The sequence below is a fragment of the Orlajensenia flava genome (assembly GCF_004801905.1).
Lineage (GTDB): Bacteria > Actinomycetota > Actinomycetes > Actinomycetales > Microbacteriaceae > Orlajensenia > Orlajensenia flava.
The window spans coordinates 856881-883225 of record NZ_SSSN01000003.1; the positions used below are offsets into that span (position 1 = coordinate 856881).

The following is a 26345-nucleotide window of genomic DNA, read 5'->3' on the forward strand; positions in this document are numbered from 1 at the left end:
TCGCCGGTCGGTGACGATCGGGTGCGTGGTGCGGCACATCCTGCTCGTCCCGCCCGTGCAGGAGTCAGGACGCGGCGGTAGGGAGGCGCCCGGCCAGAAGACGACCGATTTTCAGACGACGACCGGCCAGCAGACGACCGGCCAGAAGACGACCGATTTCCAGACGACGGGTCACGCGACGACGGTCACGAGACGACGGCTCACGAGACCACGGTCAGGAGACGACCAGCGACACGTCTCCCAGATCGAGCCGCGAGCCGCGCGGTACGAGATAGCGCCGTCCGGGTTCGCACCGCAGCACGGCGCCATCCGGTCGACGGATGAGGGTGCCGTTGCCCGAGAACCGGTCGTTCACCCACAGCTCACCCTCGTGCTGCCCGAACTCCAGGTGCGTCTTGGAGACCGAGAGGCTGCGGTCGTCGATGGTCACGAGCGCGTCGAAGAACTCAGCGGGCTGGGGAAGCGGGCGACGACCGATGAGCCCGGTGCCGCTCACCTCGGTCATCTCCCCTGTCGAGAAGGCGAGCGTGAACGTCGGCTCGCGCGTCGGCTGCGCCGGGAGCCCGCCGCGCGGTGTGGTCGCCTCGACATCGACGGCGAGCGGACGAGCGCCCTGGGATGCTGTCAGCGGCTCTACGGCGGTCGTGTCACCGGGGCGGGAGTCGGGAAGCCGACGGGACGCGACGGTGGCCGTGGTGGAACTGCCGCACTCGCCGCAGAACATCGCGTCGGCCGGAAGGGATGCGCCGCAGATCCGGCAGGTCATGATCCCCTCCTCGCGGTGATGTAGCGGCGGAAGGAGGCCAGCGAGACGAGCGCCCGCAGCCGCTCCCACCGCGTCGACGATGCATCCAGCGAGCCGCGGACGGCCCCGACGCCCTCCCAGACGGCATCGGCATCCTGCTCCGACGACTGCTCGGGGGCGAAGACGGCTCGGTCGACGGATGCGGCGAGCACCAGCGGCCCCATGCCGCCCACGACGGTCGCGAGTTCCGAGCGCGTCGCCGTCTCGGGCACGACGTAGCCGCGGTCGACGACGAGGTCGGTCAGCTCGCGCCAACCGCCCTCGATGCGCTCGACCGGGGTCGGCGCTCGCTGCCGCAACCGACGTCGTCGGAGCTTCGCCGCGATGATGGCCAGGAACGGACTCGCGAGCACGGCGAGCGCCAGCAGCGTCCACCCGGCGACGGTGGCGATCATCAGGAGCACCGCCAGGAACGGGTCGATGACCGGCCGGTCATCCTGCTGCGCCTTCTGGGGCGGTGCCGTGTCCGGTCGCTCGGCGGGGTCCTCGGGAGGGGGCGGCAGCACGACCTGCGGCCGGGAGACGACCTGCGGCTGGTCGGGCTTCTTCTCGGGGATCGGTCGCGGCTCGGGGTTGGGGTCGACGGTGAGCCAGGAGCCGGAGGAGTCCTGCACCTCGATCCACGCCGAGATGTCGGAACCCGTGACGTTGACCGGCCCGCTCGCCGAGCTGATCGACGGGGCGAACCCCAGCACCACCCGGGCGGGGAACCCGATCTTGCGGGCCATGAGCGCGGCCGTGACGGCGTACTGCTCGCCATCGCCGACCATCGGGTCGTCGGTGAGCAGTTGGGTGATGCGGTCAGCGGCGTGGCCCGAACGACTGACGGGCTCGTCGGCGCCGATACCGTGGCTGATGTAGCCGTTGGTGTGAAGGGCGGCGATCACCTCGGCCAGTTGCTTGCCGGGACTGTCCTTCGAGTCGACCCAGGAGGCGAGGGTGTCGTCTAGCGTCTCCAGCTTCACCGTGACCGGAGGCAGGACGGCCGTGCCCGGCTTGACGTCGGCCAGCTCGTCGGCATCCATCGGCAGGACGGCCTGGGTGCGGTAGTGGTCGCCGCGGGAGAGTCCGCCGATGACGGCGCCCGTCGCCGCGTTGTCGTTGTAGTAGAAGGCGTCGGCGAGCCGCACGGCGTCGTCGGAGGTGAAGCGGATGCTCTCCAGCCGTCCCGCTCCGGGCACCCAGACCCCCGAGTAGTCGCCGATCTCGACGTCGAGATCGACGCGTCGCCCGCTCGCCGCACTCTGGTCGAGCCGGTACGGCACGCGCGTGAATGATCCCGACGCACTGTTCACGTCGGCGCTTCCGACCGAATAGACGATTCCGTCATAGCTGTCGAGGGCGGCGAGACGGATGCGAGCGCCCTTCGCGAGGCCCTCGACCGTCAGCATCGTCGCGCCGGCCTGATCCGCGCCGAGATAACGTCGGAACGCCGAGAGCGGGCTCGGGTAGTCGCGCGGGTCGAACGGCTGCTCGGTGCGGGTACGAAGCACGTCGCGAGCGGCGCTCGGTGGATACACCACGGCAGCCGCCGTCCCACCCGCGGCGGCGACGGCGATGACGACGACGGCTCCGAGCAGGGTGCGGGTCGCCGTCAGGCTGCGGCGCGCCGCGGACTCGCGCCGCGCAGCCCCGTCCGAGATGCGACTGATGGCCACCGCGCGTCGACGCCGCTGCACCCACATCACCCAGAACAGCAGCACGATGCCGAGGAACAGCGCCGTCTCGATGGGCGCCTGCGCCGTCGTCGGGCCGAGCAGGATGGCGGCGATGAAGAGCGCCAGCGGAGCGATCACCGCGAGTTCGCTCCGGGTGGCGCGCAGAGCGGTGCTCGTGCCAGCCACGGCCGCGACCAGCACGAGCATGACAACCGGAACCAGGAGCGCTTGGTAGGTGCCGACGGGGGTGACGATGGTGAGCAGCTGTTTCCAGCCGAGCGCGGTCGCCGCGAGCAGGTCGACGAAACCCTGCGGCGTGGGGATGACGCCGAGAACCGTCTCGGACGGGATGCCCAGGGGGACGCCGATCACGAGGAAGGCGGCGACGGTGACGGCCATCACGAGCCAACCGGGCCACCGCCGTGCGGCGCCGACCAGTCCGATCGCAACACCGACGACGATGGAGACGCCGACGGCGACGATGAACGCGGGGCTCTGGTAGACCGGCCACAACGGCCACGCGGCGATGCCGAGCGAGACCACCATCATGACGGATGCCGCCACCACGACGGTCGGGCTGAGTCGACGAGCGGCCATCAGACGGCGGCCGCGCGCGCGAGGGACTTCTGGAGGTCGTCGAGGAAGCCGATCGTGACGACGGTCAGCTCGGCGACCCGGCGCATCGTCGGCACCACTCCCGGATCGCAGACCACGGCGACCACCTCGACGCCGGGGGGCAGGCTCGCGGCCGCCTGCCGGAGCTCGGCGACGCTCGTGCCGGAGCCGGTGACGAGGAAGACGACGGATGCCCCCACCGCGCCGGCGCCCGTCCTGCCGGCCATCCGGGTGACCTCGACGAGGGAGGCCCGATCGGCCCCCTGGTCGAGCAGGGTCAGGTCGTCGAGCAGGCGCACCCGGCTCGCCGTGGACAGGGCGTGCGACGTCGAACGCCGGCCGGGCGTCGCCACCGACACCGAGACGCTGCGCGCGTCACGGATGGCCGAGACGCCGAGCGAGCCCGCCGCGCTGACGGCCAGCTCGAACTCCTCGTCGTTCACGCAGTCCGCGTCGGCGGTGGCGAGGACCACCATGATGTGACTGCGGCGGGTCTCCTCGAACTGGCGCACCATGTAGGTCCCGGTGCGGGCGGAGCTTCGCCAGTGGATGAACCGCCGGTCGTCGCCGGGCATGTACTCGCGGAGCGCGTGGAACGACACGTCGCTCGCCGTCAGGTCGCGCGTCGGCACTCCCTCGAGGTCGCGCACGTAGCCGGTCGAGACACTGGGGATCGCCACGGTGCGCGGGTGCACGTAGAGCTCGGTGCGCTCCGCCCAGGTCAGCTCCCGACGCAGCAGGCCGACGGGATCGCCGCGACTGGTGCGCACGGGGCCGATGGGGATGACGCCGCGGTGCTCGGCCGGAACGAGGAAGACCTCGCTCGCCTCCGAGCCGCGGGCCAGGCCCGGGATGTGAAACTCCGCCAGGCCCTCACCGACCGGCACCTCGACCCCCACACCGGCGATGTGGCGACGGCTGGGATTCTCGACGATCACCTCGGCCGGGGCGCGGTCGCCGACGACGACCCGCGTGAGCGGCAACGACAGGCGGATGCGGAAGGAGTTGCGGCCGATGAGGAACAGCACCGCGACGAGCAGCAGGATGAGGCAGGCCCAGGCGATGGCGATGAGCTCGGGCCAGCCGAGCAGGTAGCCGAACAGCATGCCCACCGCGATCGCCCCCACGACGCACCACCCGAGCGCTGTTACCGTCGAGCCGACCAGGACGACGGTCTCCCGGACCCCGCGCCGCACGGCCGCGCCGAAGCGGACAGCGCCGACGACGCCTCCCGCGAGCACGCCGTCGCGGTTCGCGTCATCCGCCCGTCGGCCGACGCGTTCCGGGGTGGCGAGCGACGTGCGTTCGCTCACACGGCCTGCCTGTCGCTGGGCGGTGGGGTCTCGATGAGCAGTCCGGCGATCACGTTCGCGGGGTCGACGCCGTCGAACTCCGCCTCGGCGTCCAGGATGAGGCGGTGGGCCAGCACGGGCCCGGCGACCGACTTGACGTCGTCGGGGACGACGTAGTGCCGTCCGGCTGCGGCCGCATACGTCTTCGCCGTGCGCACCATCGCGAGGGCCCCGCGCACGCTGACGCCGAGCCGCACCTCGGGCGCGTTCCTGGTCGACTCCACGAGCCGGGAGACGTAGTCGTTGATGCTCGGGTCGACGTGCACCGTGCGGGCCGCTGCAGCCATCTCGACGACGGTGGCAGCCGGAACGACGGGAGGCAGCACGAGGTCGTGGGCGCGGTGCTCCGCTCCCTCGAGGATGCGCAGCGTCGACGCATGGTCGGGATACCCGATCGATGCGCGCATGATGAACCGATCGAGTTGCGCTTCGGGCAGTCGGTACGTGCCAGCCTGCTCGACGGGGTTCTGGGTGGCGATCACCATGAAGGGCAGCTCGAGGCGGTGGGTCACGCCGTCGATGGTGATCTGGCCCTCCTCCATCACCTCGAGGAGTGCCGACTGGGTCTTCGGGCTCGCGCGGTTGATCTCGTCGGCGAGCACGATGTTGGCGAACACCGGGCCGGGATGGAACTCGAAGGCACCGCTGCGCTGGTCGTAGATGCTCACGCCGGTGATGTCGCCGGGCAGCAGGTCTGGCGTGAACTGCACGCGCGAACTGGTGCCGTCCACGCTCTGCGCGATCGCGCGGGCGAGGGAGGTCTTTCCGGTGCCCGGCACGTCCTCGAGCAGCAGGTGGCCTTCGCTCAGCAGCGCCGTGAAGGCCAACCGGATGACGTGGGTCTTGCCGAGGAGCACCTGCTCCACTCCCCCGACCAGACGCTCGAAGATGTCGGCGAAACGAGCGGCCTGCTCGGCGGTCATCGTCGTGGCCGGAGTGCGTTCCATGATCGTCACTGCGTGTACCTCTTCGTTGTTCCGTCGATGGTGATGCCCAACCATACGGGCTGCCCGGCCACGGCGCCGGGGATGATGCAGCTGGTCGCCGTTCCGGCGGGAACCGCAGCCTGACCCTCGATTCCGCAGCTGAACGATGCGGGATGGTCGGCTCCGTTGTCCGGCGCGTTCGTCCAGGACCAGATGGCGCTCTGAGGATCGTACTGTGCGCTCGGCAGCTCCCAGGTGAGCGAGGGCTGCGCGTCGTCGGGGAGGGTCCGCGACCACGAACCGCAGGTTCCCCAGGCCGAGCACGCGCGCACCTGGAAGCGGATGGTCTCGCCCCACGGCCGCGAGAACATCACCCGAGGCGTGCCCTGACCGTTGAAGGTGGTCTGGGCGCCCGGAATGAGGGAGCCGCTGCCATCCAGCAACCGGATGCCGAACCGCGCGGCTCCTCCGGCCGAGGAGACCGAGTTGACCACGAGGTCGCGCGTGTAGCCGGAGTCGACCATCTGGCTGGCGACGGCGGTGATGTCGCCGGGGCCGGGACGCACGACGGAGCTGCCGACCACCGTCGGGACGCAACCCGAACGGTTGAAGCCCCAGACGACGAAGTTGTAGTTGGTGTTGTCGCCGGTGAGCCCGGTGATGCGGGCGGATGTCGCCCCGGCGGCCGCGACCACCGCGTTGCCGCTGGGACCTGTCACCGAACCGGGCGCGGGAGAGGACACCGAGCATGCCGACGCTCCCGATGGCACCCCGGGGGGCGGGGAGCCGTCGGCGAGACGCTGCACGAAGTAACCGTTGACCGGGTCCCCGTTGCCGTTGAACGCGTCCCACGAGACCGTCACCGCCCCCGACGCGGGGTCCGGATCCACGCGGATGCCGCCGGCGATCGGCGGGCCGAACGGAACACCGGCCCCGGATGCCGACGTCCACGCCGAAAGCGCCGGATAAGCGCCGTTGCGTGCGCTGATGGTGAACGGCACGGACGAACCGTTGGCGAGGCCGCCCTGGTCGATGCTGCAGCGCCCGGCGGAGCAGATGTCCGATGCGGTGAACTCCCCCAGTGCCGTACCGGCGACGGTGACGACGTAGGAGCGCACGGGCGTGGCTCCCGACGGTGCCGTCACGGCGTCCCAGCTGATGCGCAGGCCTCCGTCGAGCGGGGCCGCGGCGATGCCGGTGGGGGCCGGCGGGACGATGTCCGACCAGACCGCGTCGGACGTGAGGGTCGGGTCGGAGCTGCCGATGCCGTTCTTGGCGACCACCTGCACCCGTACGGCGTTGGCCTCCCCGTTGCCCGGGGTCGGGACCACGCACGTGGTCGACGCGCACTCGGTCGAGCCGACGACCGAGCCGGTCGCGATGCCGACGAGGCTCACCGTGTAGCCGGTGATGGGCGAGTTGTTGAACGCCGCCGGCTGGAAGGCGACCGTGAGGTTGCGGTCGCCGTACCCGGTCACCTGCAGCGCCGTGACCGGATCGGGTCGATCCTGCACCGAGATGCGCACGGTGCCCCACGCGTAGCGATCGGGATCGCCCGTCGCGTCGGCCACCTGGTACTGCAGGTTGGTGTCCACCGGAGCGGCGTTGGACGAGACCGTGACACGCAGGCTGCTGCGATCGGCGCTCGGCACGATGCTCACCCCGGAGGGCAGGCTCGCCGCGTCGAGTCCGCGAACGGCCACGACGGTCAGCGGTGTCGACGGAAAGGGGTTGCCCGCCGCGTCGTTGGCGAGCACATCGACCCTGGTGGTCTGTCCGCGCGGGGCGATGGCGCTGTCGGGAGCCGGTACGGCGATGGGGCGAGTGGACGGCACCACCCGAAGCAGGATGCGACCGGAGGTTCCGGCGTTCAGGTCGTCGCGCACACCGACGGCGACCGCCGTCTGGGCGCCCTTCTGCGCGCTGCTGTCGGCCGTGATCTTCATCGACTGGCCGTCGAGCGACACCGAGAAGCCGACCGGCGGGGGGTCGAGCACGGTGTACGTGAGCTCCGCGCGGTCGTCTGGGTACGGGTAGTTCGTGAGCCGGGTGAGGTTGATGGTCTTGGACTGCTCGGGCTCGAAGTCGATCACGCCGCCGGTGAACGAGGGTGGCTGGTTCTGGCGCGGCGTCACGCTGATGGGCAGCACGATCGTGGCCGTCCGTCCGTTCGGATCATCTGCTGAACTCCCATCCGTGACCTCGAAGGAGATGGATGCCGGACCGAAGTACTCCTGCACGCTCGTGAACCGGAGGGTGCCTTGGTCGACGACGAGGTCGGATCCGTTCGCGTGCGAGGCCCGAACCGTGCCGGAGTCGGTCAGCCTCACCTTCTTGCCGCCGACCGCGACGACGTACTTGTTGATGTCGATGGTCAGGGTGGCCTCGCTCACGACGTTGAGCGGGCCCACTCCCTTGCGCAACTGCGGCAACGCGTCGTTGTAGCCCGGCACCCATATGAACGCGTAGCCGACGATCGACGGATCCCTCGGGTTCGCCACCGCGAAGGGGATGATCTGGCTGTCGTCGCCGATGCGCACGCGCACCTTGCCCGAGCTCGTCACGGTGGCGGTGTCGTAGCCGGGGAGGACGGAGAGCTTGAGCGAGCTCGCCGGACCGTCGGCGAAGAACACGTTGGCCAGCACGTTGACGTCGATGCTGGAGCGGTCGAGAACGTCGGACAGGGTGAGCACCGTGTCCGAGGCGATCGGTCGGGACAACGGGGCGTCGGCGCGGGCGCGCACCGTCAGGAAGTTCGAGCTGGTCGCCCCTTGCGCGTTCTGGACCGTGTAGATGAACCCGTAGTCGCCCTCCGCGCCGGGCACCTTCACCCGGACGACGTCGCCGTCGACGCTCGCCGAGCCCTGGCTGGTCGGCTCCACCGCGGTGATGGTGAGCGCTCCGCCATCGGGGTTGGAGTCGTTGTCGAGGACGCGCGCGAGCACCGTGCCGCCCGGTCTGGCTGTCACGGTGTCCTCGACCGCCACCGGCCCCCGAGCCCCATCGAGTCGGGCGCTGATGCCCACCCTGATGATGCCGGTCGCGCGTGCGCCGAGCGAGTCGATAACGGAGTAGCTGAAGGTGTCGGTGCCTCCCGAGTACTCTCCGGACTGGTAGTCCAGCCATCCGGGTCCGCTGTCGATGACCGAACCCTTCTGCGGGTTGGTCTCCTGCCCGAGCAGCTGCACCGAGTCGCCGTCCGGATCGATGCCGGTCAGCGGTATCGGGATGCGCACGGTCTCCCCCGCGAGCACGCGTGCGGTCACCGTCCGCGGAACCGGCGGATTGTTGGAGGCGGGATCCGCCTCGCGCACCGAGATCTTCACTTCGGCGCTGGCGAACTGTCCGTCCGGCGCGTCGACACGGTAGACGGCCGTGTAGTTGCCCGGCTTGGACGGCGCGAGGTAGCGCAGCACCCGTCCCGATGCGAACAGCAGGCCGGAGCCGGCGGGCCGTCCGCCGAGGTCGCCGTCGAGGGTAAGCGGGTCGCCATCCGGTTGCTCGTCGTTGTCGAGCACGGGAATGTCGATCACGTCTCCGACGCGAACGGATGCGGTGTCGGGGCGCGCGATGGGAGCCTGGCGGCGCGCGGGGCGGGGCACCTCGATGACCGTGACGGATCCGTCGGCCTCGGCGAGCCCGTTGCTGACCCGGTAGCCGAAGGTGGCCTGCCCGCCCTCGAGAGGCCCGGTGAGGGTGATGCGGAGCAGGTGCTGCTCGAGGATCTCCACCCGGAATCCCGCACGGGCATCGGGCGTCGTCACGCCGGTGACGAGCAGCACGCCGCCGGTCGGGTCGATGTCGGTGGCGACGGGGTCGATGGTGCCGGTGCTCTGCGTGTGGACGTAGGCCACGTGCGGCACGGTGATGGGCGTTGTGGGCCCGTTCGGCGGCGCGCTGACGTCGACGCGGACGATGCCGGTGGCGTTCTGCACCCCGTCGGTGACCGAGTAGTCGAGGTAGTGGGTGCCGATCGAGCCGCTGGAGAAGCGGAAGGTGCCGCCGTCGAAGTCGGGCGTGATGGTCACGTCGGGCTTGCCGGGAACGCTCGCGAGCCGGAGCACGCCGTTGCCACCGCGCACGTGGTCGAGCGGCGCGACGGTGGTCTCCTCGCCCGCCGTCACCTGCACGACGAAGCCCTCGGCGACGATGGGCACCTCGCCGACCGGCAGGACGGTGACCGCGAGGGTGCCGGCCCCCTCGGCCCTGCCGTCGGAGACCGTCAGGCCGACGGAGACAGCGCCGCTGCCGCCGGGAGATGAACTGAAGACCACCGTTCCGTCCGGCTTGAAGGCGGTCTTGTCGGGGTCTGGCACGGTCGCGTTCGCGAGGTACATCGCGTCGCCGTCGGGGTCGACCCAGTCGGAGAGCACCTGATTCGTGACGCGTCCGCCCGCCTCCACCGATGCGCGCGTCGTGCGCACCTGGGTCGGCGGCGAGTTCTCGTCGGGGGTTCGCACGTCGACGGTGACGGATGCCGATGCGCTTCCGCCCCGGCCGTCGGTGATGGTGTAGCCGAAGCGCACCTGGCCACTCGCATCCGCGGGCAGCGTGAGCTGCAGCTGTTGGGCATTGGCGACGGTGTCGACGCGGCCGACGGCGGCATCCGGTCCGTTGACGGCGCTGATCACGAGCACGTCGCCGTTGGGGTCGAAGTCGTTCAGCAGGACGGGCAGCACCGTCGACCGACCCGGGCGGGCGCCGAACCGGTCGTCCACGGCGACGGGCGGCTCCTCCGCCTTCTGCAGCTCGGGAGGCGAGTTCTGGTCGTTCTCCTCGACCACCTGGTCGGTGCGCTTCTCGTTGATCAACTCGTCCCAGTTGTCGATCAGCCGATTGTCGTCCTGCACAGCCCAGGTGGAACCGCTCGTCGTGTCGTTGAGCACGACGGAGTGATTGTTGGTGCGGAACGCGAGCCCCCGGGATCCGCGCGCCCCTCCCAGTGCCGAGGTCGTGCCGTCCCGATCAGTGCAGCGTTGCCAGGCTGTGCCGTCCGCCCAGGCGGCGTAGCTGCATCCGTCGACGACGATGGGCGCCGCCGGGTCACCGGAACGACCGTCGACGAGCGAGCTGGGCTGCCCGCCGCCGAGGGGAAGACTGAGCAGGCCGCCGTCGTGGGCGATGAGGACGGCGTCGGCGTCGGCGGATGACGCCTGTTGAAGCACCGCGCCGGCGCTGCGGCCGGAGCCGAGGCTCACCCGTCCGGCGGCGGTGTCGATCGTTCCCGTCGTGGCGTCCAGGAGCGCCCAGCGTCCGCCGGCGCTCGTGAGGGTGAAGGTGTCATCGGCGGTCACGTCGCGGATCGTGGTCGATGACGTGACCGCCCCGGTCGCGACGTCGACCTGTACGAGCAGGCCGGTCGCCGGCGTGAAGGCGAACAGGCGGCCGGTGTCGTCGATGCTCGTCACCGTTCCCGTGCCCAACGAGAGCTTGGGGGTGGATGCGCTCTGGAAGTCGGAGAGTGTGGCGAGCGGGCTCGTCCAGACGTCGCCGTCCGCCGTGATGACGACGTCCGACCCGGCGAGGGCGACATGAGGATCGTCCGGCGGCAACGGCACGGTCGCGCTGACGTCGCTCGTTGCTGCGTCCACGATGTCGACCGCGCTGCTGCCGGCGTCGTTGACGAGCACGGTGGAACCACGCTGCACGACGTCGATCGCGTTGCTCGCCGTGTCCACGACGGTGTTGAGCTCGAAGACCTGGGTGTTGGCTCGACCCACGACCTGTCGCGACGCGTTGGCGACCCACACGGCGCCGTCACCGAGGTCGATGCGCTGCGCGGTGTAGCCGCCCGAGAGGATGGCGGCTGCGCCGATCACACTCACGATCGCCGTTCCACTCACTCCGGCGGCGAGCGCGTTGCGGTGGGAGACGAGCCACTCGCGGATCATGGCGATCGACCGGCCGAGGTGTCGACGCACTTCTCGCTGCTGGGAGCGCCCGTGCGCCCCTCGCGGCTGACCGTGACGGTGATGCACACCTGATCCGCCCCGGCGGCGTCCGCCTGGAAGCTGGTTCCGTGCTGGACGCTGGACTTGCCGCCGCGCACCGCGACGATGTAGCTGTCACCGTCGCGGACGCCCGGGTCGTCCCAGGAGAACTCGGCGGCCGTTCCGCTCGGCTGGCCGGCGATGTTGGCGACGCTGGGGATGTCGGAGGAGGTCGAGCGCACGATCGCGATGGTCGCGACGACCGCGAGGGCGAGCACGACGACGGAGATGGCGAGCATCGCCCACACCAGCCGTGAGCTGTGCCGCTCGGCTGGTGTGGGACGGGACGCGGTATCACCGAGGCTGCCGCTTCGCACCAGAGCGGCCGGTGAGAGTGTCGTCGTGCCGCGTTGGGCGGGCTGACGACGCGGTCTCCTGCCCGGGTCCACGCTCCCCACCGCACTGATGCGGGTGCGCTCACCGATGTCGACAGCCGTGGCGATGGCCCAGTCGTCCATCGCCACCTCGATCGGAGTCTGCGGCAGGTCGAGTTCGGCCTCCACAGCCTGCAGCTCGCGGATCAGCTCGAGGGCGCTGCCCTGCCGCGACTCAGGACGCCGGGAGAGTGCTCGAGCGAGCACCGCCTCGAGGCGGTCCGGCACGTCGACGCGCCCGATCGGCTGGTATCGCGCCTTGGCGATGCGCGCCATCAGGTCGGCGGCGGTGTTCTCGCGCCCGACCACCTCGAAGGGCGATCGTCCCGCCAGCAGTGAGTAGAGCGTCGCCCCGAGGGAGAACACCTCCGACGCGACCGTCCCGGACACGTCGTCATGCAGCACCTCGGGAGCCGACCACGGGATGGAGAGCCCGACCGCCTCCGTGCTCTCCGACTCCCCCACCGTCGCGGCGATGCCGAAGTCGGAGAGCACCGGGTTGCCGTAGGCGGTCTGCAGGATGTTCGACGGCTTGATGTCCCGGTGCAGCACCCCGGCCCGGTGCGCGGTCTCGACCGCGCTGGCGATCTTGATGCCGATGCGCAGCACTTCAGCCACCGGGAGGGGTTCGATGCGGTAGCGCCCGCCGATGTTGGTCGAGCAGTACTCCATCACCAGGTAGGGGCGTCCGTCCGACGACACGCTCGCCTGGTACACGGTCAGGATGGAGGGGTGCGAGCTGAGCTGGGCCATGAGGTTGGCCTCGGCGCGGAACATCTGCCGCACCTGGTCGTTGACCACCTCGCTGAGGAGCACCTTGACGGCGACCTGACGCCGCGGCATGTTCTGCTCGTAGAGGAAGACGTCGGCGAAACCGCCCGAGCCGAGCACGTGCACATAGCTGAATCCCGGCAACGTCGGCGGGGTGGACGGCAGTCGTCTGGTCATGCTCGCCCCCTCACCCCGATATCCGTTGCAGGATGCGCGGCAGGCGCGATCGGCATCCCGTCGATTGCTGTTAAGTGTAGGCAACGGCCCGCCAGCTCAGACCCCCGCGTCCGGGGAGTCCCGTAGGTGCGACGCACGCTCAGTGATCGTGCGGATCGGTGGCGGCGCCGACCACGTCGATCACATCGACGACGATCACCGTGACATTGTCGCGACCGCCGTTTTCGAGCGCCGCATCGAGCAGGCCGCGGGCGGCGGCATCCGGCGTATCCGTGGACATCAGGTAGTGCCGGATGCCGTAGGGCGTGAGCTCCTTCGTCAGTCCGTCCGAGCAGATCAGCAGACGCATGCCCGGCTCGATGGCGATGAGCCGGTAGTCGGGGATCGGCACCTCGTGGAAGCCGACCGCGCGGGTGATCACGTTGGCGTGCGGGTGCGTCTCGGCCTCTTCGCGCGAGATGTGGCCCGCATCGACGAGCTCCTGCACGATGGAGTGGTCGGTGGTGAGCTGCTCGAGCACGCCGTGCGAGAGCAGGTAGACCCGGGAGTCGCCGATGTTGAACACCAGCCAGGCGATGCCGTCGGCGAGCCTGGTGATCGCCGCGCCGGTGACGGTCGTCCCGGTACCGGAGTCGGTTTCGCCGCCTCCGCGCGCCATGTCGTCGACGGCGTCGACGAGCTGACGCTCGATGTCGCTCGTCGAGATGCTCGTCGAACCGCTGCTCTCGGCCAGACGGGTGACCACGGCGGCGCTCGCGACGTCGCCCGCGCTGTGCCCGCCCATCCCGTCGGCTACCGCGAACACGGGCGCGACGGCCATGAAGCTGTCCTCGTTGGCCTCGCGCCGACGGCCGGTGTCGGTGATCGCGGACCACGCCAGCGTGACGGACGCGGCATCATCGCCGGGGAGCACGATCGTCTGCTCCGAGATGCCTTGACCGATCTGGGTCACGTCGTCGGCCTTCTGGTTGGGGGGTCCGGCGTCGAAATCGGCTCCGGTGCGCTGGTCTGGGCGAATACCTCGATGATTGTATCGTCACCGATGTCCACCCTCGTTCCCGGCATGACGACCAACGACTCGCCGGGGCGGAGGCGCACTCGCCTCCCTCGAGCCGGATGCACGATCGTGCCGTTGGTGGAACGCAGGTCGGTGACGACGATGGCGCTGCCCTGTGCGCGCAACTCGAGGTGGGTCGATGAGACCTCGGTGGTGGGCGACGGCACCGCGATCAATCGCACGTCCGTGTCTGCGGGGGCGACCCGGGCGTAGCGCGGCTTGCGCCCGATCAGGTAGACCGCGTCGAGCGGCCTCGTCTCACCGGCGCCGATCCGGAAGGCGAATCCCGTTGAGGCCGGACGTGCCGCGGTGGCGTTCTCCGACTCGACCGGCCCACCTCCGCCGGCATCGGCGCCATCGGCCGGAACGCCCGCCTCGGCGGTTGGCCGCCTCGCGCGCCGCCTGCCGAAGAGGACGGTGTCGTCGTCGCGGCGCGACGGCTCCGACGCTCCAGGGCCCAGCACGGTGTCCTCGACGGCCCCGCCCGGGCGCAGCACGGTGTCCTCGACCGATGAGGTCGGCCGCAGGACAGTGTCGTGCAGCGCGTCCTCCCGCGCGACGCTCCTGGACGCCGCGGTGACGAAGACCTCGCCGTCCCCTGCTCCGGTCACCCAATCGAGGCGCGCGCCGTCTGCTCCCTGCCCGATCGGCTCACCCTCGAGGCCGAGCTCGGCGAACGGAGGGGCCGGCTCATCCGCCGCCCCGACGGACAGGCCCGTGACGGACCGGAAATCCGCCAGCAGCCACGGCCGGATGTCGCGATCGGTGAATCGGCGTGACCCGCCGACCGAGTGCACCTGCACAGCGACGTCTCCCCGCACCACGACGCTGATCGGCACTCCGTCCCCATCGACCGAGGCGCCGGCGACGACGGCCGCGAAGTCGGTCACTGCACCAGGGCCGTTCAGGGGAACGGTCGCGACCAGCCGCTCGATGGTCATCGCGTGCCGCGGCAGGTCGGCGATGGCCGCCAGGACGGCGGCGTCCGTTCCGACCGGCAGCGCGATCACGAAGTCGCGCCCGGATGCGAATGTCCAGACCGCGGGAGGCTCGACCGCTCCATCGCCTCGAATTCCCGCCATCCGGCCATGATATCGATGGCGCCACCACCCCTCGGAGCACACCTGACGAATTCGGCAGTCATTCCTCACAAACACAACGGATTCCCTTGTCATCACCCCGACTCACTGTCAGAATCGAGAAATGAGCAGTCCAGGGAAGGCGTCACCGACGAAGCCGGTCCATCAACTCGACGCGGTGTCGAAAGCCATCATCGAGCAGTTGCAGGTCGACGGACGACGCTCGTACGCGGAGATCGGCAAGGCGGTCGGTCTCAGCGAGGCGGCCGTGCGGCAGCGGGTGCAGAAGTTGACCGACTCCGGCGTCATGCAGGTCGTCGCCGTGACCGACCCGATGCAATTGGGCTTCTACCGCCAGGCCATGATCGGCATCCGAGCGACGGGTGACACGCGCGTGCTGGCCGACGCGCTGGCCGCACTTCCCGAGGTCGACTACGTCGTGCTCACGGCGGGAAGCTTCGACGTGCTCGCCGAGGTCGTCTGCGAGAACGACGACGAGCTCATCGCCCTGCTCAATTCGCGCATCCGCGCACTTCCGGGGGTTCTCAGCACCGAGACCTTCGTCTACCTGAAGCTCCACAAGCAGCTCTACAACTGGGGAACACGATGACCACCACCGAACAGACCGTCACCACTCATGACGACAGCGCCCTGCAGCAGAAGGCGAAGGATCACCTCTGGATGCACTTCTCCCGCCAGTCGGCACTGGAGAAGGACGGCGTGCCCATCATCACGCGCGGTGAGGGCCACCACATCTGGGACTCCACGGGCAAGCAGTACATCGACGGCCTGGCCGGCCTCTTCGTCGTGAACGCAGGCCACGGTCGTCGCCGCCTCGCCGAGGTGGCAGCCGCTCAGGCCGAGCAGCTCGCGTTCTTCCCGATCTGGTCCTATGCGCATCCCGCCGCCATCGAGCTGGCCGACCGTCTGGCCTCTTACGCGCCCGGCGACCTCAACCGGGTGTTCTTCACGACCGGCGGCGGTGAGGCCGTCGAGACCGCCTTCAAGCTGGCCAAGTACTACTGGAAGCTCAAGGGCCAGCCGAACAAGCACAAGGTGATCTCCCGCGCTGTCGCCTACCACGGCACTCCGCAGGGAGCGCTGGCGATCACCGGCATCCCGGCCATGAAGGCGATGTTCGAGCCCTTGGTGCCCGGCGGCTTCCGGGTGCCCAACACCAACTTCTACCGGGCGGCCGAGTCCGGTGCCCCCACCGATGACATCGAGGCGTTCGGGCTGTGGGCGGCCAATCGCATCGAGGAGATGATCCTCTTCGAGGGTCCCGAGACGGTGGCAGCGGTGTTCCTCGAGCCGGTGCAGAACTCGGGGGGATGCTTCCCGCCTCCCCCCGGTTACTTCCAACGGGTGCGCGAGATCTGCGACCAGTACGACGTGCTGCTCGTCAGCGACGAGGTCATCTGCGCCTTCGGCCGCATCGGCCACATGTTCGCGTGCGATGAATACGGTTACGAACCCGACATGATCACCTGCGCGAAGGGCATGACGAGCGGGTACTCCCCCATCGGCGCCTGCATCGTCAGCGAGAAGCTCTACGAGCCCTTCTCGAAGGGCGACACGACCTTCTATCATGGCTACACCTTCGGCGGGCATCCCGTCTCCTCCGCGGTGGCGCTGGCGAACCTCGACATCTTCGAGGAGGAGAAGCTCAACGAGCACGTCCGCGAGAACTCCCCGCTGTTCCGGGCGGAGCTCGAGACCCTGCTCGACCTGCCGATCGTCGGCGATGTGCGCGGGGCTGGCTACTTCTTCGGCATCGAGCTCGTCAAGGACAAGACCACCCGCGAGACCTTCGACGACGACGAGTCGGAACGGCTGCTGCGCGGCTTCCTCTCCAAGGCGCTGTTCGACGCCGGGCTGTACTGCCGGGCCGACGATCGGGGCGACCCCGTGGTGCAGCTGGCGCCGCCGCTGACCATCGGGCCGAAGGAGTTCACCGAGATCACGGACATCCTGCGTGGCGTGCTCAGCGAGGCTTGGACGAAACTCTGAGTGCGGCAGGGACGGCTCGCGACTACCGGTCGTTGAGCTTCTGGTTCGATGCGCTCGCGGAGTCCGGCGAGGACGCGCTCGTGCCGCGGCCATCGCTCCGACGCGACCGCCGCGTCGACGTCTGCATCGTCGGCGGCGGCCTCACCGGGCTCTGGACCGCGTACTACCTCGCCAAGGCCGATCCGTCGCTCGCCATCCTCGTGGTGGAGAAGGAGATCGCCGGGTTCGGCGCCTCGGGGCGCAACGGCGGATGGTGCTCCGCCCTGTTCCCCCGAGGGACGGAATCACTGGAACGTGCTCACGGCAGGGAGGCGGCGCTCGCGATGCGCCGAGCCATGATCGACACCGTCGACGAGGTCGGGCGGGTGACGGATGCCGAGGGCATCGACTGCGATTTCGTCGCGGGCGGCACGCTGAACTTCACCCGAGACGTCGTGCAGCGCGCCGCTGGGGTGGCCGACGTCGCCAACGCCCAGCGTTACGGCGTGGATCGTCTCCAGTTCCTCGATGAGAGTGCCAGCGCGCGCTACGGCGTCGCGCCGCTCGTCGATGGCGCATCCGTCGCCGCGGTGTTCGACCCCGCCTGCGCCCGAGTGCAGCCGGCACGGCTCGTGCGCGGACTCGCCCGTGTGGTCGAGGGGCTCGGCGTCGAGATCGTCGAGCGCAGCGAGGTCACGGGGTGGGGTCCGCACCGCGTGCACGTGCGCGCCTCCGATGCCGAGGGCTTCGAGGGCGTCGTCACCGCGCAAAGCGTCATCATCGCGGTCGAGGGCTTCGGCGCTCAACTCCCCCGGGTCGGGCGTCACGTGCTCCCGCTGTATTCGCTGATGATCGCCACCGAGCCGCTGCCTGCTTCGACCTGGGAGGCGATCGGCATCGAGCACGGCCAGACGTTCTCCGACTACCGCCACCTCCTGGTCTATGCGCAGCGCACCGCGGATGACCGCATCGCGTTCGGCGGACGCGGCGCCCGCTACCACTGGGGCAGTCGCATCTCCCCCGCGTTCGATCGCGATGACACGGTATTCAGCCACCTCGAGCGCGCGCTCGGCGACCTGCTGCCGGCTGCGCGTGGCGCCGCCATCACGCATCGTTGGGGCGGCCCGCTCGGCGTTCCGCGCGACTGGCACGCATCCGTCAACTACAACGCGCGGACGGGAGTCGGCACGGCGGGCGGCTACGTCGGCGACGGGCTCTCGACGACCAACCTCGCCGGGCGCACCCTCGCCGACCTCGTGCGGGGCGAGAGCACGCCGCTCACGGAGCTGCCGTGGGTCGGCCACCGCTCACCCCGGTGGGAGCCGGAGCCGCTGCGGTTCGTCGGCGCGAACCTCGGCCTGGTCGGCATGACCGTCGCGGATGCCGAGGAACGCCGAACCGGTCAGCCGTCCGTGGCGGCGAAGCTGCTCGCGCCCCTCACCGGCCACTGATCGGCGAGCCAGCTCGCTCACGCGGTGCCTGTTCAGCCGGGCATGTTCGAGATCATCGTGGACATCAGGCTGACGGCGTGGAGCACACCTCCTATCAAGGCGACCACCGTCAGCGCGATGGCCACCCACATCGGCGCGAATCCTCGTCCGGTCTGACGACGCACGACGACGGAGCGGCCGATGACATAGACGAGGGCGTTGAGGAAGGTCCAGGCCCAGTGGAACGTGCGCTGGTGACCGCCGGCGATCAGCGCCCTCCGGTCGAAGAACGCGAACAGGACGAGCAGGCCGTAGACCACCCATCCGGCTGCCAGTGAGGCGACGTACGCGGGGTCTGAGTACAGGGCGAGCATCGCCGATTGGCTGCTGCCCTGCCGGAGCTGCGAATACGTCGGCATGTCCCGCGAGAAGTCGATGAAGTATTGGGGCAGGCCCGCGATGCTCGGCAAGACGACCATGATCCAGATCCACGGCGTGTAGACCAGCGTAGGCTTCACGGCCGGCACTCCGGACGCCTCGCTTCCGACATGTACGTGCTCCGTCCACGCCGACCCGTCCCACCAGCGGGATCCGCCGGATCCGTCCGGCTCGGGGTACCAACCGGGGGCTGTCGCCATGAACTGTTCCCATCGCTCGACGTCGTCGTTTCCGTTGCCGAGCATAGGGGTCGAATCAGGCGCTGTGCGGTAACGCCGCGTAACGCACCTCGCTCTCATCGACAAGCGGAACGTCGAACGCCCAGTCGGGGAGGCGGCCGCCGCGGACCATCCGATCGATGAGTTCGCTGAGGCCGTGTCCCGGGTCGCATTCCAGGGCTCGATCGATGTGAACGGCCGCACGCGATGACGAGCCCAGCGCCCAATGGAACCACGCCAACATGCTGAACGCACCCGCACGGCGCGATCTCGGCATCGCTGCCGTAACCAGGCTCATCACCTCGATCCCGCGCTCGAGGCGGTCGGGATCCGGACGTGGACCCGTCCCCGACAGCAGGTGGGCGCCGGCGTCGTCATCGATGCTCTCGCCGTCGAGCGCCGCGAGTTGCATCGCTGCAGCCCGGTGACCCGCCGCGCGGCCGAAGGCGACCTGCAGGATGACGACGTCACGCTGCAATGGACGCTCGGCGACCGCTCCCAGCAGCGCCAGATCACCTGCACGCAGGTCGCCCACGGGACGCCCGAGCAGCTCTTCGACGCGCGCGACGAGGTCCATCAGAGGCGCGGCGGCGACCTCGAGCACGGTCCCGGCGACGCAGTGGCGGTCTACGCTGTCGAGGATCCTGGCGACACGCTCGGCGTCTGCCAGACTCACGCTCGGCAGACTCACCTCGCCTTTCGGCTGCCGATCGGTGGAGAGCCCCTCGGCACGGGCGACCGCGGAGACCGCGGAGGCGGCTATCTCCCCGAGCGGATGACCGCCTTTCGGGCTCTCCGGGTCGAGGAGGGACGCCCAGGCATCGACGCCGACGCAGAACGCATCCCGCACGCGAAGTCCGCTGACCTCGGCCCGATGGACGAGGACGTCGAGCAGGTCGGCGTGAGGCATCCCATCGGCGAACGTGGCATCCGTGTAGACAACGGCAACCATCGCGTCGACGGACGGGATGCGGCACAGCATTCCCACCATCGTCGTGGCCGTCCGTCGCAGTTGCGCCGTGGACGCGGCGTCCGGCAGGTCGAAGCGGAGAGCGCCGCAGGTCCGTCTGCCCCGGAAGGCGACCAGGACGACGCTGCGCTCGGGCTGGTATCCGAGCAGGTGCGGGACGAGGGCGAGGAAGTCGGCGCCGTCGGCCGCCGTGATGACTGTTGGCATGACGACCAGCGTGGTGGCAGGCGGGTGGCGGGAGTGGTCGTCATCCGCCCCGCTGTGGAGGGTTGACAACGAACGTCAGCGGGGAAGGAGTCGCCTCGGGCCCGCTGGCCGGTCCTGCGTCAGGCCTGAGCATCCACCCCGCTCGTCAGACCTGCTCGTCCACCGGCGCCTGGAACTGCGCGTTGTACAGGCTGTAGTAAGCGCCTCCCGCCGCCAGCAGTTCTGCGTGGGAGCCCTGCTCGACGATCGAGCCGTCCTCCATCACCAGGATGACGTCCGCGTCGCGGATCGTCGAGAGCCGGTGCGCGATCACGAAGCTCGTGCGGTTGGTGCGCAACGCCGACATCGCCTGCTGCACGAGCACCTCCGTGCGGGTGTCGACCGAGCTCGTCGCCTCGTCGAGGATGAGCACGGAGGGTCGGGCGAGGAAGGCCCGGGCGATGGTGACGAGCTGGCGCTCTCCCGCCGAGATGTTGCCGGCCTCGTCATCCAGAACGGTGTCGTAGCCATCGGGAAGGGAATGCACGAAGCGATCGACGTACGTCGCCACCGCTGCGGCGCGGATCTCCTCCTCGCTCGCATCCGGTCGGCCGTAGGCGATGTTCTCCCGGATGGTCCCGCCGAACAGCCAGGTGTCCTGCAGCACCATGCCCATCCGTGAGCGGAGGTCATCCCGTGTCATCGTGGCGGTGTCGACACCGTTGAGCGTGATGCGACCGGAATCGATCTCGTAGAAGCGCATGATGAGGTTGACGAGGGTCGTCTTGCCCGCTCCCGTGGGTCCGACGATCGCGACCGTCGATCCTGGCGCCGCCACCAGGTTCATGTCCTCGATGAGCGGCTTGTCCGCGGCATAGCGGAACGAGACGTGCTCGAACGCGAGTCGGGCACCGCCGGCGTCGTCGTCGACTGTCGTCGTCTGCGGATCCACGGGGTCGGGCGACTCCTCTTCGGCATCCAGGAGCGCGAAGATGCGCTCCGAGCTCGCGACGCCCGACTGAAGGAGGTTGGCCATCGAGCCGAGCTGGCTGAGCGGCTGGGCGAACTGGCGCGAGTACTGGATGAACGCCTGCACATCGCCGAGCCGCAGGGTGCCCCCGGCGACCATCAGACCGCCCACGACGGCGATCGCCACATACACCAGGTTCCCGATGAACATCATGGCGGGCATGATGATGCCCGATACGAACTGCGCACCGAAGCTCGCCCGGAAGAGCTCGTCGTTCTTGGCGTCGAAGAGGCCATCGACCTCCCGCTGCCGCCCGAACACCTTGACGAGGGCGTGCCCGGTGAAGGTCTCCTCGATGCGGGCATTGAGCTCACCGGTGTACTTCCACTGCGAGACGAACATCTTCTGGCTGCGCTTGGCGATGACGACGGTGACCAACGTCGTGAGCGGCACGGTCACGAGGGCGACGAGGGCGAGCAGCGGCGAGATGGTGAACATCATCACCACGACGCCGACGACCGTGAGAATGCTCGTGAGCATCTGACTCAGAGTCTGCTGCAGCGTCTGCGACACGTTGTCCATGTCGTTGGTGACTCGGCTGAGCACCTCGCCGCGCTGCATACCGTCGAAGTACTTCAGAGGGAGCCGATTGATCTTGTCCTCCACATCGGAGCGCAGCCGGAAGACCGTGCGCTGGATGGCGCCGTTGAGCACGTAGCCCTGCAGCCACTGGAACAGGCTCGACAGCAGGTAGAGCACGAGCACGCCGAGCAGGACCATCGCGAGCGCGTGGAAGTCGACACCCTGCCCCGGCGTGAGGTTCATCGCGCTGACCATGTCGGCCTGTTGGGTGTTGCCGGATGCGCGCAGCTGATCGACGACCTGCTGCTTGGTCGCGCCGGCCGGCATCTGAGCGGAGACGACACCCTCGAAGATGATGTTGGTGCCCTCGCCGAGCAGTTTCGGGCCGAGGACGCTGAAGACGACGCCGATGATCGCGAGGATCGTCACGGTGATGACCGGGACCCGCTCCGGCTTCAGTCGGCCGATCAGGCGCTTGGCCGACGGCAGGAACGTCATCGGCTTCTCGGCCGGCAGGCTCGCGCCTCCGCCGAACGGGCCGCCACGGCCGGGTCCGCCCTGACGGGGCGGTTGGGCGGCCGCCGAGGATGGCGCCGCCTCCTCCCCACCGGCGACCTCCGCCTGGACGGATGCCGGAACCAGGGCTTCCTCGTTGTCGTCGCGGGCGGTCATGCTGCTGCCTCCCGGGCGCTGAGCTGGCTGGAGACGATCTCCTCGTAGGTCGGCGAGGTCTCGAGGAGCTCGTCGTGGGTCCCCCGGTCGACGATCACGCCATCCTCGAGCACGAGGATGAGGTCGGCGTCGACGATGCTCGACACCCGCTGCGCGACCACGAACATCGAGGCGTCGCCGACATCTGCTCGCAGTGCGCGTCTGAGCCGGGCATCCGTCGCCACGTCGAGGGCCGAGAAGGAATCGTCGAAGACGTAGATCTCGGGACGTTTGACGAGCGCCCTCGCGATCGCGATGCGTTGTCGCTGACCGCCGGAGAGGTTGGTGCCGCCCTGCGCGACGGCGGCGTCGAGTCCGCCGGTCATCGCCCCGACGAATCCGCGTGCCTGGGCGACTTCGAGGGCATGCCAGAGCTCGTCATCCGTCGCATCCGGCTTGCCGTAGAGCAGGTTGGAGCGCACCGTCCCCGAGAACAGGTAGGGCTTCTGCGGCACGAGCCCGATGCGACTCCAGAGCAGGTCGGGTTCCAGGTCGCGCACGTCGACTCCGTCGATGAGCACGGAGCCGTCCGTGGCGTCGAACAGCCGCGGCAGGAGGTTGACGAGGGTCGTCTTGCCCGCACCTGTGCTGCCGATCACGGCCGTTACTGTGCCCGGCTCAGTGCGGAAGGTGAGTCCGTGCAGCACCGGCTGCTCAGCTCCGGGGTAGGAGAACGACACGTCCCGCAGTTCGATCGCACTCCGCTCGGCGAGGGAGGTGACGGGCTCGACGGGGGCCACGACGCTCGAAGGCGTGTCGAGGACCTCCGAGATGCGATCGCCGGAGACAGAAGCGCGCGGAATCATCACGGCCATGAACGTGGCCATCATCACCGCCATGAGGATCTGCATGAGGTACTGCAGGAATGCCATCAGCGTGCCGACCTGCATCGATCCGTCCTGGATGCGGAACGCGCCGAACCAGAGCACAGCGACGCTCGAGAAATTGAGGACGGCCATGACGATCGGGAACATGAGCACCATCAAGCGCCCGGCTCGGGTCGCCGTGTCGGTGAGCTCGGCGTTGGCCTCGCCGAACCGAGCGCGCTCGACGGGCTCCCTGACGAACGCCCGGATCACACGGATGCCGGTGAGCTGCTCGCGGAGCACCAGGTTCACCCGGTCGATGCGCTTCTGCATGAGCCGGTAGAGCGGAACCATGCGCGTGACGATGAGCCCCACCAGAACGAGGAGCACGGGAACACTGACGGCGATGAGCCAGGACAGCTGGAGGTCCTGCCGCATGGCCATGATCACACCGCCGATGGCCAGGATCGGAGCGGAGACGAGGAGTGTGCACGTCATCAGCACCAGCATCTGCACCTGCTGCACGTCGTTCGTCGAGCGGGTGATGAGCGATGGCGCTCCGAAGCTCGAGACCTCGCGCTCCGAGAATGCTCCGACCCGGCGGAACACGGCCTGGCGCAGGTCGCGACCCAGCGACATCGCCGCGCGCGAACCGAAGTACACCGCCGCGATCGAACACACGATCTGACCGAGGGTGATGACGAGCATCCATCCGCCGGTCGAGAGGATGTAACCGGTGTCGCCCGTCGAAACCCCCTTGTCGATGATGTCCGCGTTGAGGGTCGGCAGGTAGAGCGAGGCGACGGACTGCAACAGCTGGAAGACGATGACGCCGAGCAGGAGCGCCCAGTAGGGCCGGAGATAGGTGCGGAGCAGGCGGACGAGCATGATCGGACTTTCTACGCGGTAGCGAATTCTGATGCGGGGTCGGGCTGGGCGATGATCGGCCGGGATCCGTTGGCGATTCCGTGGAGCAGCAGGTCGGCGATGTCCTCCGGAGTGAACGCCTCTCCGTCGGAGATCATCGGGTGCGTCATAGACAGCGTGGTGATGCGGATGAGGGCTGCCGCGCGCTGCGGCGGGATGCGCAACTCGGCGCGGTGGTGCTCCAGCAACGCGACGATCCGTTCGGCCACGGCATCCGACTCGGCCCGGTTCACCCGTCGGGGATGATCCGCTGCCGGCGGCCGGAAGCCGATCGCGGCCATCAGGGTGAACATGTCGCGCAGCCGATGCTGCACCAGGTCAACGACTGCGACGACAGTCGCGGCGAGCGGGAGGTCGACGGGAATGGACGCGACATCCTCGACGATGGAGGCGTGCTCGGCGTTCCGCTCCACGGCGGCGTGGATGAGGTCCTCCTTGTCGACGAAGACGGAGTAGACCGTTCCCTCCGCGACTCCCGCGGCCTCCGCGATCTGTCGACTCGTCACGGAGCGACCGTGCTGTTTGAGCAATGGGATGACCGCGTCGGCGATCGCCTGACGGCGCCCCTCGCGAGAGAGCGGCTTGGCGCGGGTCGGTTTGTCATCCACCATGCCGACAGCATAACTGAGTGAGCGCTCACTCAGTCAAGGATCTCGGCTAAATTCTTCGCCGCGAACGGGTGATGCCGCCCGATGCCGACACCGACGTAGACTGCGCTGACGGAGGGGGCGAGATGGACTACTACATCGATGGCGAACCCGACTCGCGCTTCCAGCCGGATCCGCCGCGGCGATCCCGCGATCTCCTGCTCTGGGCTGGCATCGCGCTCGTCCTGCTCATCGCCGGTGCAGCGATCGGATGGGCGCCGGCCGTTACGGAACAGGTGCGTGCCTGGACGTCGCCGGCGGATTCCGCGACCAGGAAGCTGGCGGATGCGGCGGGGATGACCAGCACCGGGCAGCGGTTGTTCCTCGGCGCGGATCCGTCGATCGAGCCGGCCTCGACATTCGATAAGGCGTGTGCCGATGCGGACAGTGGGACTGGCGCCGAGTCCGGGGGCCACTCCGGCGGCGGGGGAGCCCAGACCCTGGGGTGCTTCGTTCCGTCGAGCGGCATCATCCACATCCGGGATCTCGGCGCCCTCGGACCGAGCGGTGCCGACCTCGAGACGGTGACGGCCGCCCACGAGATGCTCCACGTGGCCTGGGAACGCACCGGACGCGCCGAGCGGGAGCGTCTCACCGCCCTCCTGGAGGCGGAGGCCGCCAAGCGAGCCGACGATCCGTCCTTCACGGGGATGCTCGCGCCGTACGGCGATATCTCCGCCCTGGCGCGCGACGACGAACTGCACTCCCTCGTCGGAACCGAGACCGCGGGCCTTTCGCCTGAGCTGGAGGAGCACTACGCGCACTACTTCCTCGATCGGGCGGCGCTCGTGGACCTCTCCGCGACGCCTACCCGGTGAGGGCCGAGAGCTGCTGGTAGCCCCGCAGCACCCCGGACTCGACGATCTCCAGCGGCATCCCCGATCGTGTCGACGCGCGCTCGGCGACGTACTCGATGGGCTCTCGTGACGCGTGCCCCTCCCGAATCACGTCGGCGACGACCTGCAGCATGACGGCCTGACGCTCGACGAAGGCGCGGTCGACAGGCGTTCCGTGTCCCGGGATGACCACCTCATCCGCCCCGATGACGTCGACGAGCCCCCTCAGCACCTCGGGCCAGTCGAGGGGGAACGCGCCGGAACCGTACAGTGGCGGCCCCGACTGCTCGATGACATCGCCGAGCACCCACACGCCCGCGTCCGGCACGTGAACAGCGACGTCGGTGTCGGTGTGGCCGGGGCCCAGCGGAATCAGCTCCACCCTCCGCCCGCCGACGTCGATCTCCGCCCGCGAGGAATGCGGATGCGTGGGCGGCGTGAGCTGCACGTCGGTCCAGTCGTACTGGGGCGCAGCGGAGGGGTCTGCCGTCCAGGCCTCCAGTCGAGGTCCTTCGAACTCGCGGAAGTGCGCTGCGATCCCGGCGTGCCCGTGGATCTCCGCGCCCGTGAACACCTGATTGCCGAAGGTGTGGTCGTAGTGTGCGTGGGTGTTGACGACATGGGTGACGGGGCCGATGTCGAGCGCGGCGACCTCGCCCGCGAGTTCTCCTCCCTCGCGCGGATTGCACCGAGTGTCGACCAGCAGCAGCCCGTCGCGCTCGCGACCGTGGATGACCGTGATGGAGACGTCGATCGGCTCGAAGCGGGCGTGACGGATGCCGTGCGCCACCGTCGTCCATGTCGTCATGGGGCGATCCTACGCACCCCGTC

The 26345-nt window shown here is 69.3% G+C and carries 18 protein-coding genes; 4 read left to right on the forward strand and 14 right to left on the reverse strand.

Annotated features, from left to right (window positions below):
* Window positions 1-214 precede the first annotated feature (214 nt).
* The 8 genes from E6C70_RS05990 to E6C70_RS06025 form a co-directional block, all read right to left on the reverse strand.
* Complete coding sequence (locus tag E6C70_RS05990; RefSeq protein WP_136423164.1) at window positions 215-766, reverse strand: zinc ribbon domain-containing protein; 552 nt, start codon at window positions 764-766, stop codon at window positions 215-217.
* Entirely contained in the window at window positions 763-3060 is a 2298-nt protein-coding gene (locus E6C70_RS05995) for a transglutaminase-like domain-containing protein (protein WP_136423166.1), read from the reverse strand. Before E6C70_RS05995 ends, E6C70_RS05990 begins: the two co-directional genes overlap by 4 nt.
* Window positions 3060-4391, reverse strand: a complete 1332-nt coding sequence (locus tag E6C70_RS06000; protein WP_235833290.1) for a DUF58 domain-containing protein — start codon at window positions 4389-4391, stop codon at window positions 3060-3062. The genes E6C70_RS05995 and E6C70_RS06000 overlap by 1 nt, the downstream gene beginning before the upstream one ends.
* Window positions 4388-5377: an AAA family ATPase gene (locus tag E6C70_RS06005; protein ID WP_235833331.1), complete on the reverse strand. Its 990-nt coding sequence runs from the start codon at window positions 5375-5377 to the stop codon at window positions 4388-4390. Before E6C70_RS06005 ends, E6C70_RS06000 begins: the two co-directional genes overlap by 4 nt.
* Window positions 5378-5382: 5 nt before the next feature.
* Window positions 5383-11277 carry an Ig-like domain-containing protein gene (locus E6C70_RS06010; protein ID WP_136423168.1) on the reverse strand — a complete coding sequence of 1965 codons (5895 nt, stop codon included), beginning with the start codon at window positions 11275-11277 and terminating at the stop codon, window positions 5383-5385.
* A complete protein-coding gene (locus E6C70_RS06015; protein ID WP_136423170.1) occupies window positions 11244-12668 on the reverse strand; it encodes a serine/threonine-protein kinase in 1425 nt (474 codons plus the stop codon). Before E6C70_RS06015 ends, E6C70_RS06010 begins: the two co-directional genes overlap by 34 nt.
* Window positions 12669-12807: 139 nt before the next feature.
* A complete protein-coding gene (locus tag E6C70_RS06020; RefSeq protein ID WP_136423172.1) occupies window positions 12808-13620 on the reverse strand; it encodes a PP2C family protein-serine/threonine phosphatase in 813 nt (270 codons plus the stop codon).
* A complete protein-coding gene (locus E6C70_RS06025; protein ID WP_136423174.1) occupies window positions 13617-14807 on the reverse strand; it encodes an FHA domain-containing protein in 1191 nt (396 codons plus the stop codon). Before E6C70_RS06025 ends, E6C70_RS06020 begins: the two co-directional genes overlap by 4 nt.
* A gap of 121 nt (window positions 14808-14928) precedes the next feature.
* Here E6C70_RS06025 and E6C70_RS06030 point away from each other — a divergent pair, with 121 nt between their 5' ends.
* From E6C70_RS06030 to E6C70_RS06040, 3 genes are read left to right on the forward strand one after another with little or no spacing between them, the layout of a single operon-like run.
* Window positions 14929-15414 carry an Lrp/AsnC family transcriptional regulator gene (locus E6C70_RS06030; RefSeq protein ID WP_136423176.1) on the forward strand — a complete coding sequence of 162 codons (486 nt, stop codon included), beginning with the start codon at window positions 14929-14931 and terminating at the stop codon, window positions 15412-15414.
* The gene (locus E6C70_RS06035) at window positions 15411-16814 is read left to right on the forward strand and encodes an aspartate aminotransferase family protein (protein WP_136423178.1); all 1404 of its coding nucleotides are present in this window, start codon (window positions 15411-15413) and stop codon (window positions 16812-16814) included. Before E6C70_RS06030 ends, E6C70_RS06035 begins: the two co-directional genes overlap by 4 nt.
* A gap of 32 nt (window positions 16815-16846) precedes the next feature.
* Window positions 16847-18244, forward strand: coding sequence for an NAD(P)/FAD-dependent oxidoreductase (locus E6C70_RS06040; RefSeq protein ID WP_235833291.1), 1398 nt, complete (start codon window positions 16847-16849; stop codon window positions 18242-18244).
* 32 nt (window positions 18245-18276) lie between these two features.
* Here the strand turns inward: E6C70_RS06040 and E6C70_RS06045 are convergent, their stop codons facing one another.
* The 5 genes from E6C70_RS06045 to E6C70_RS06065 form a co-directional block, all read right to left on the reverse strand.
* Complete coding sequence (locus E6C70_RS06045; RefSeq protein WP_168770864.1) at window positions 18277-18861, reverse strand: DUF2510 domain-containing protein; 585 nt, start codon at window positions 18859-18861, stop codon at window positions 18277-18279.
* A gap of 55 nt (window positions 18862-18916) precedes the next feature.
* Window positions 18917-20056 carry a DUF4192 family protein gene (locus E6C70_RS06050; protein WP_136423183.1) on the reverse strand — a complete coding sequence of 380 codons (1140 nt, stop codon included), beginning with the start codon at window positions 20054-20056 and terminating at the stop codon, window positions 18917-18919.
* A gap of 145 nt (window positions 20057-20201) precedes the next feature.
* Window positions 20202-22259 (reverse strand): ABC transporter ATP-binding protein, encoded by a 2058-nt coding sequence (locus E6C70_RS06055; protein ID WP_136423184.1) that lies wholly within the window; start codon window positions 22257-22259, stop codon window positions 20202-20204.
* Window positions 22256-23992, reverse strand: coding sequence for an ABC transporter ATP-binding protein (locus E6C70_RS06060; RefSeq protein WP_136423187.1), 1737 nt, complete (start codon window positions 23990-23992; stop codon window positions 22256-22258). Before E6C70_RS06060 ends, E6C70_RS06055 begins: the two co-directional genes overlap by 4 nt.
* A gap of 11 nt (window positions 23993-24003) precedes the next feature.
* A complete protein-coding gene (locus E6C70_RS06065) occupies window positions 24004-24642 on the reverse strand; it encodes a TetR/AcrR family transcriptional regulator (protein WP_136423189.1) in 639 nt (212 codons plus the stop codon).
* A 122-nt stretch (window positions 24643-24764) separates the two neighbouring features.
* On the opposite strand from E6C70_RS06065, the gene E6C70_RS06070 reads away from it, so the two are divergent.
* Entirely contained in the window at window positions 24765-25496 is a 732-nt protein-coding gene (locus E6C70_RS06070) for a hypothetical protein (RefSeq protein WP_136423192.1), read from the forward strand.
* Here the strand turns inward: E6C70_RS06070 and E6C70_RS06075 are convergent.
* A complete protein-coding gene (locus E6C70_RS06075; RefSeq protein ID WP_136423195.1) occupies window positions 25486-26322 on the reverse strand; it encodes an MBL fold metallo-hydrolase in 837 nt (278 codons plus the stop codon). The two genes, E6C70_RS06070 and E6C70_RS06075, sit on opposite strands and share 11 nt — an antisense overlap.
* Window positions 26323-26345 lie beyond the last annotated feature (23 nt).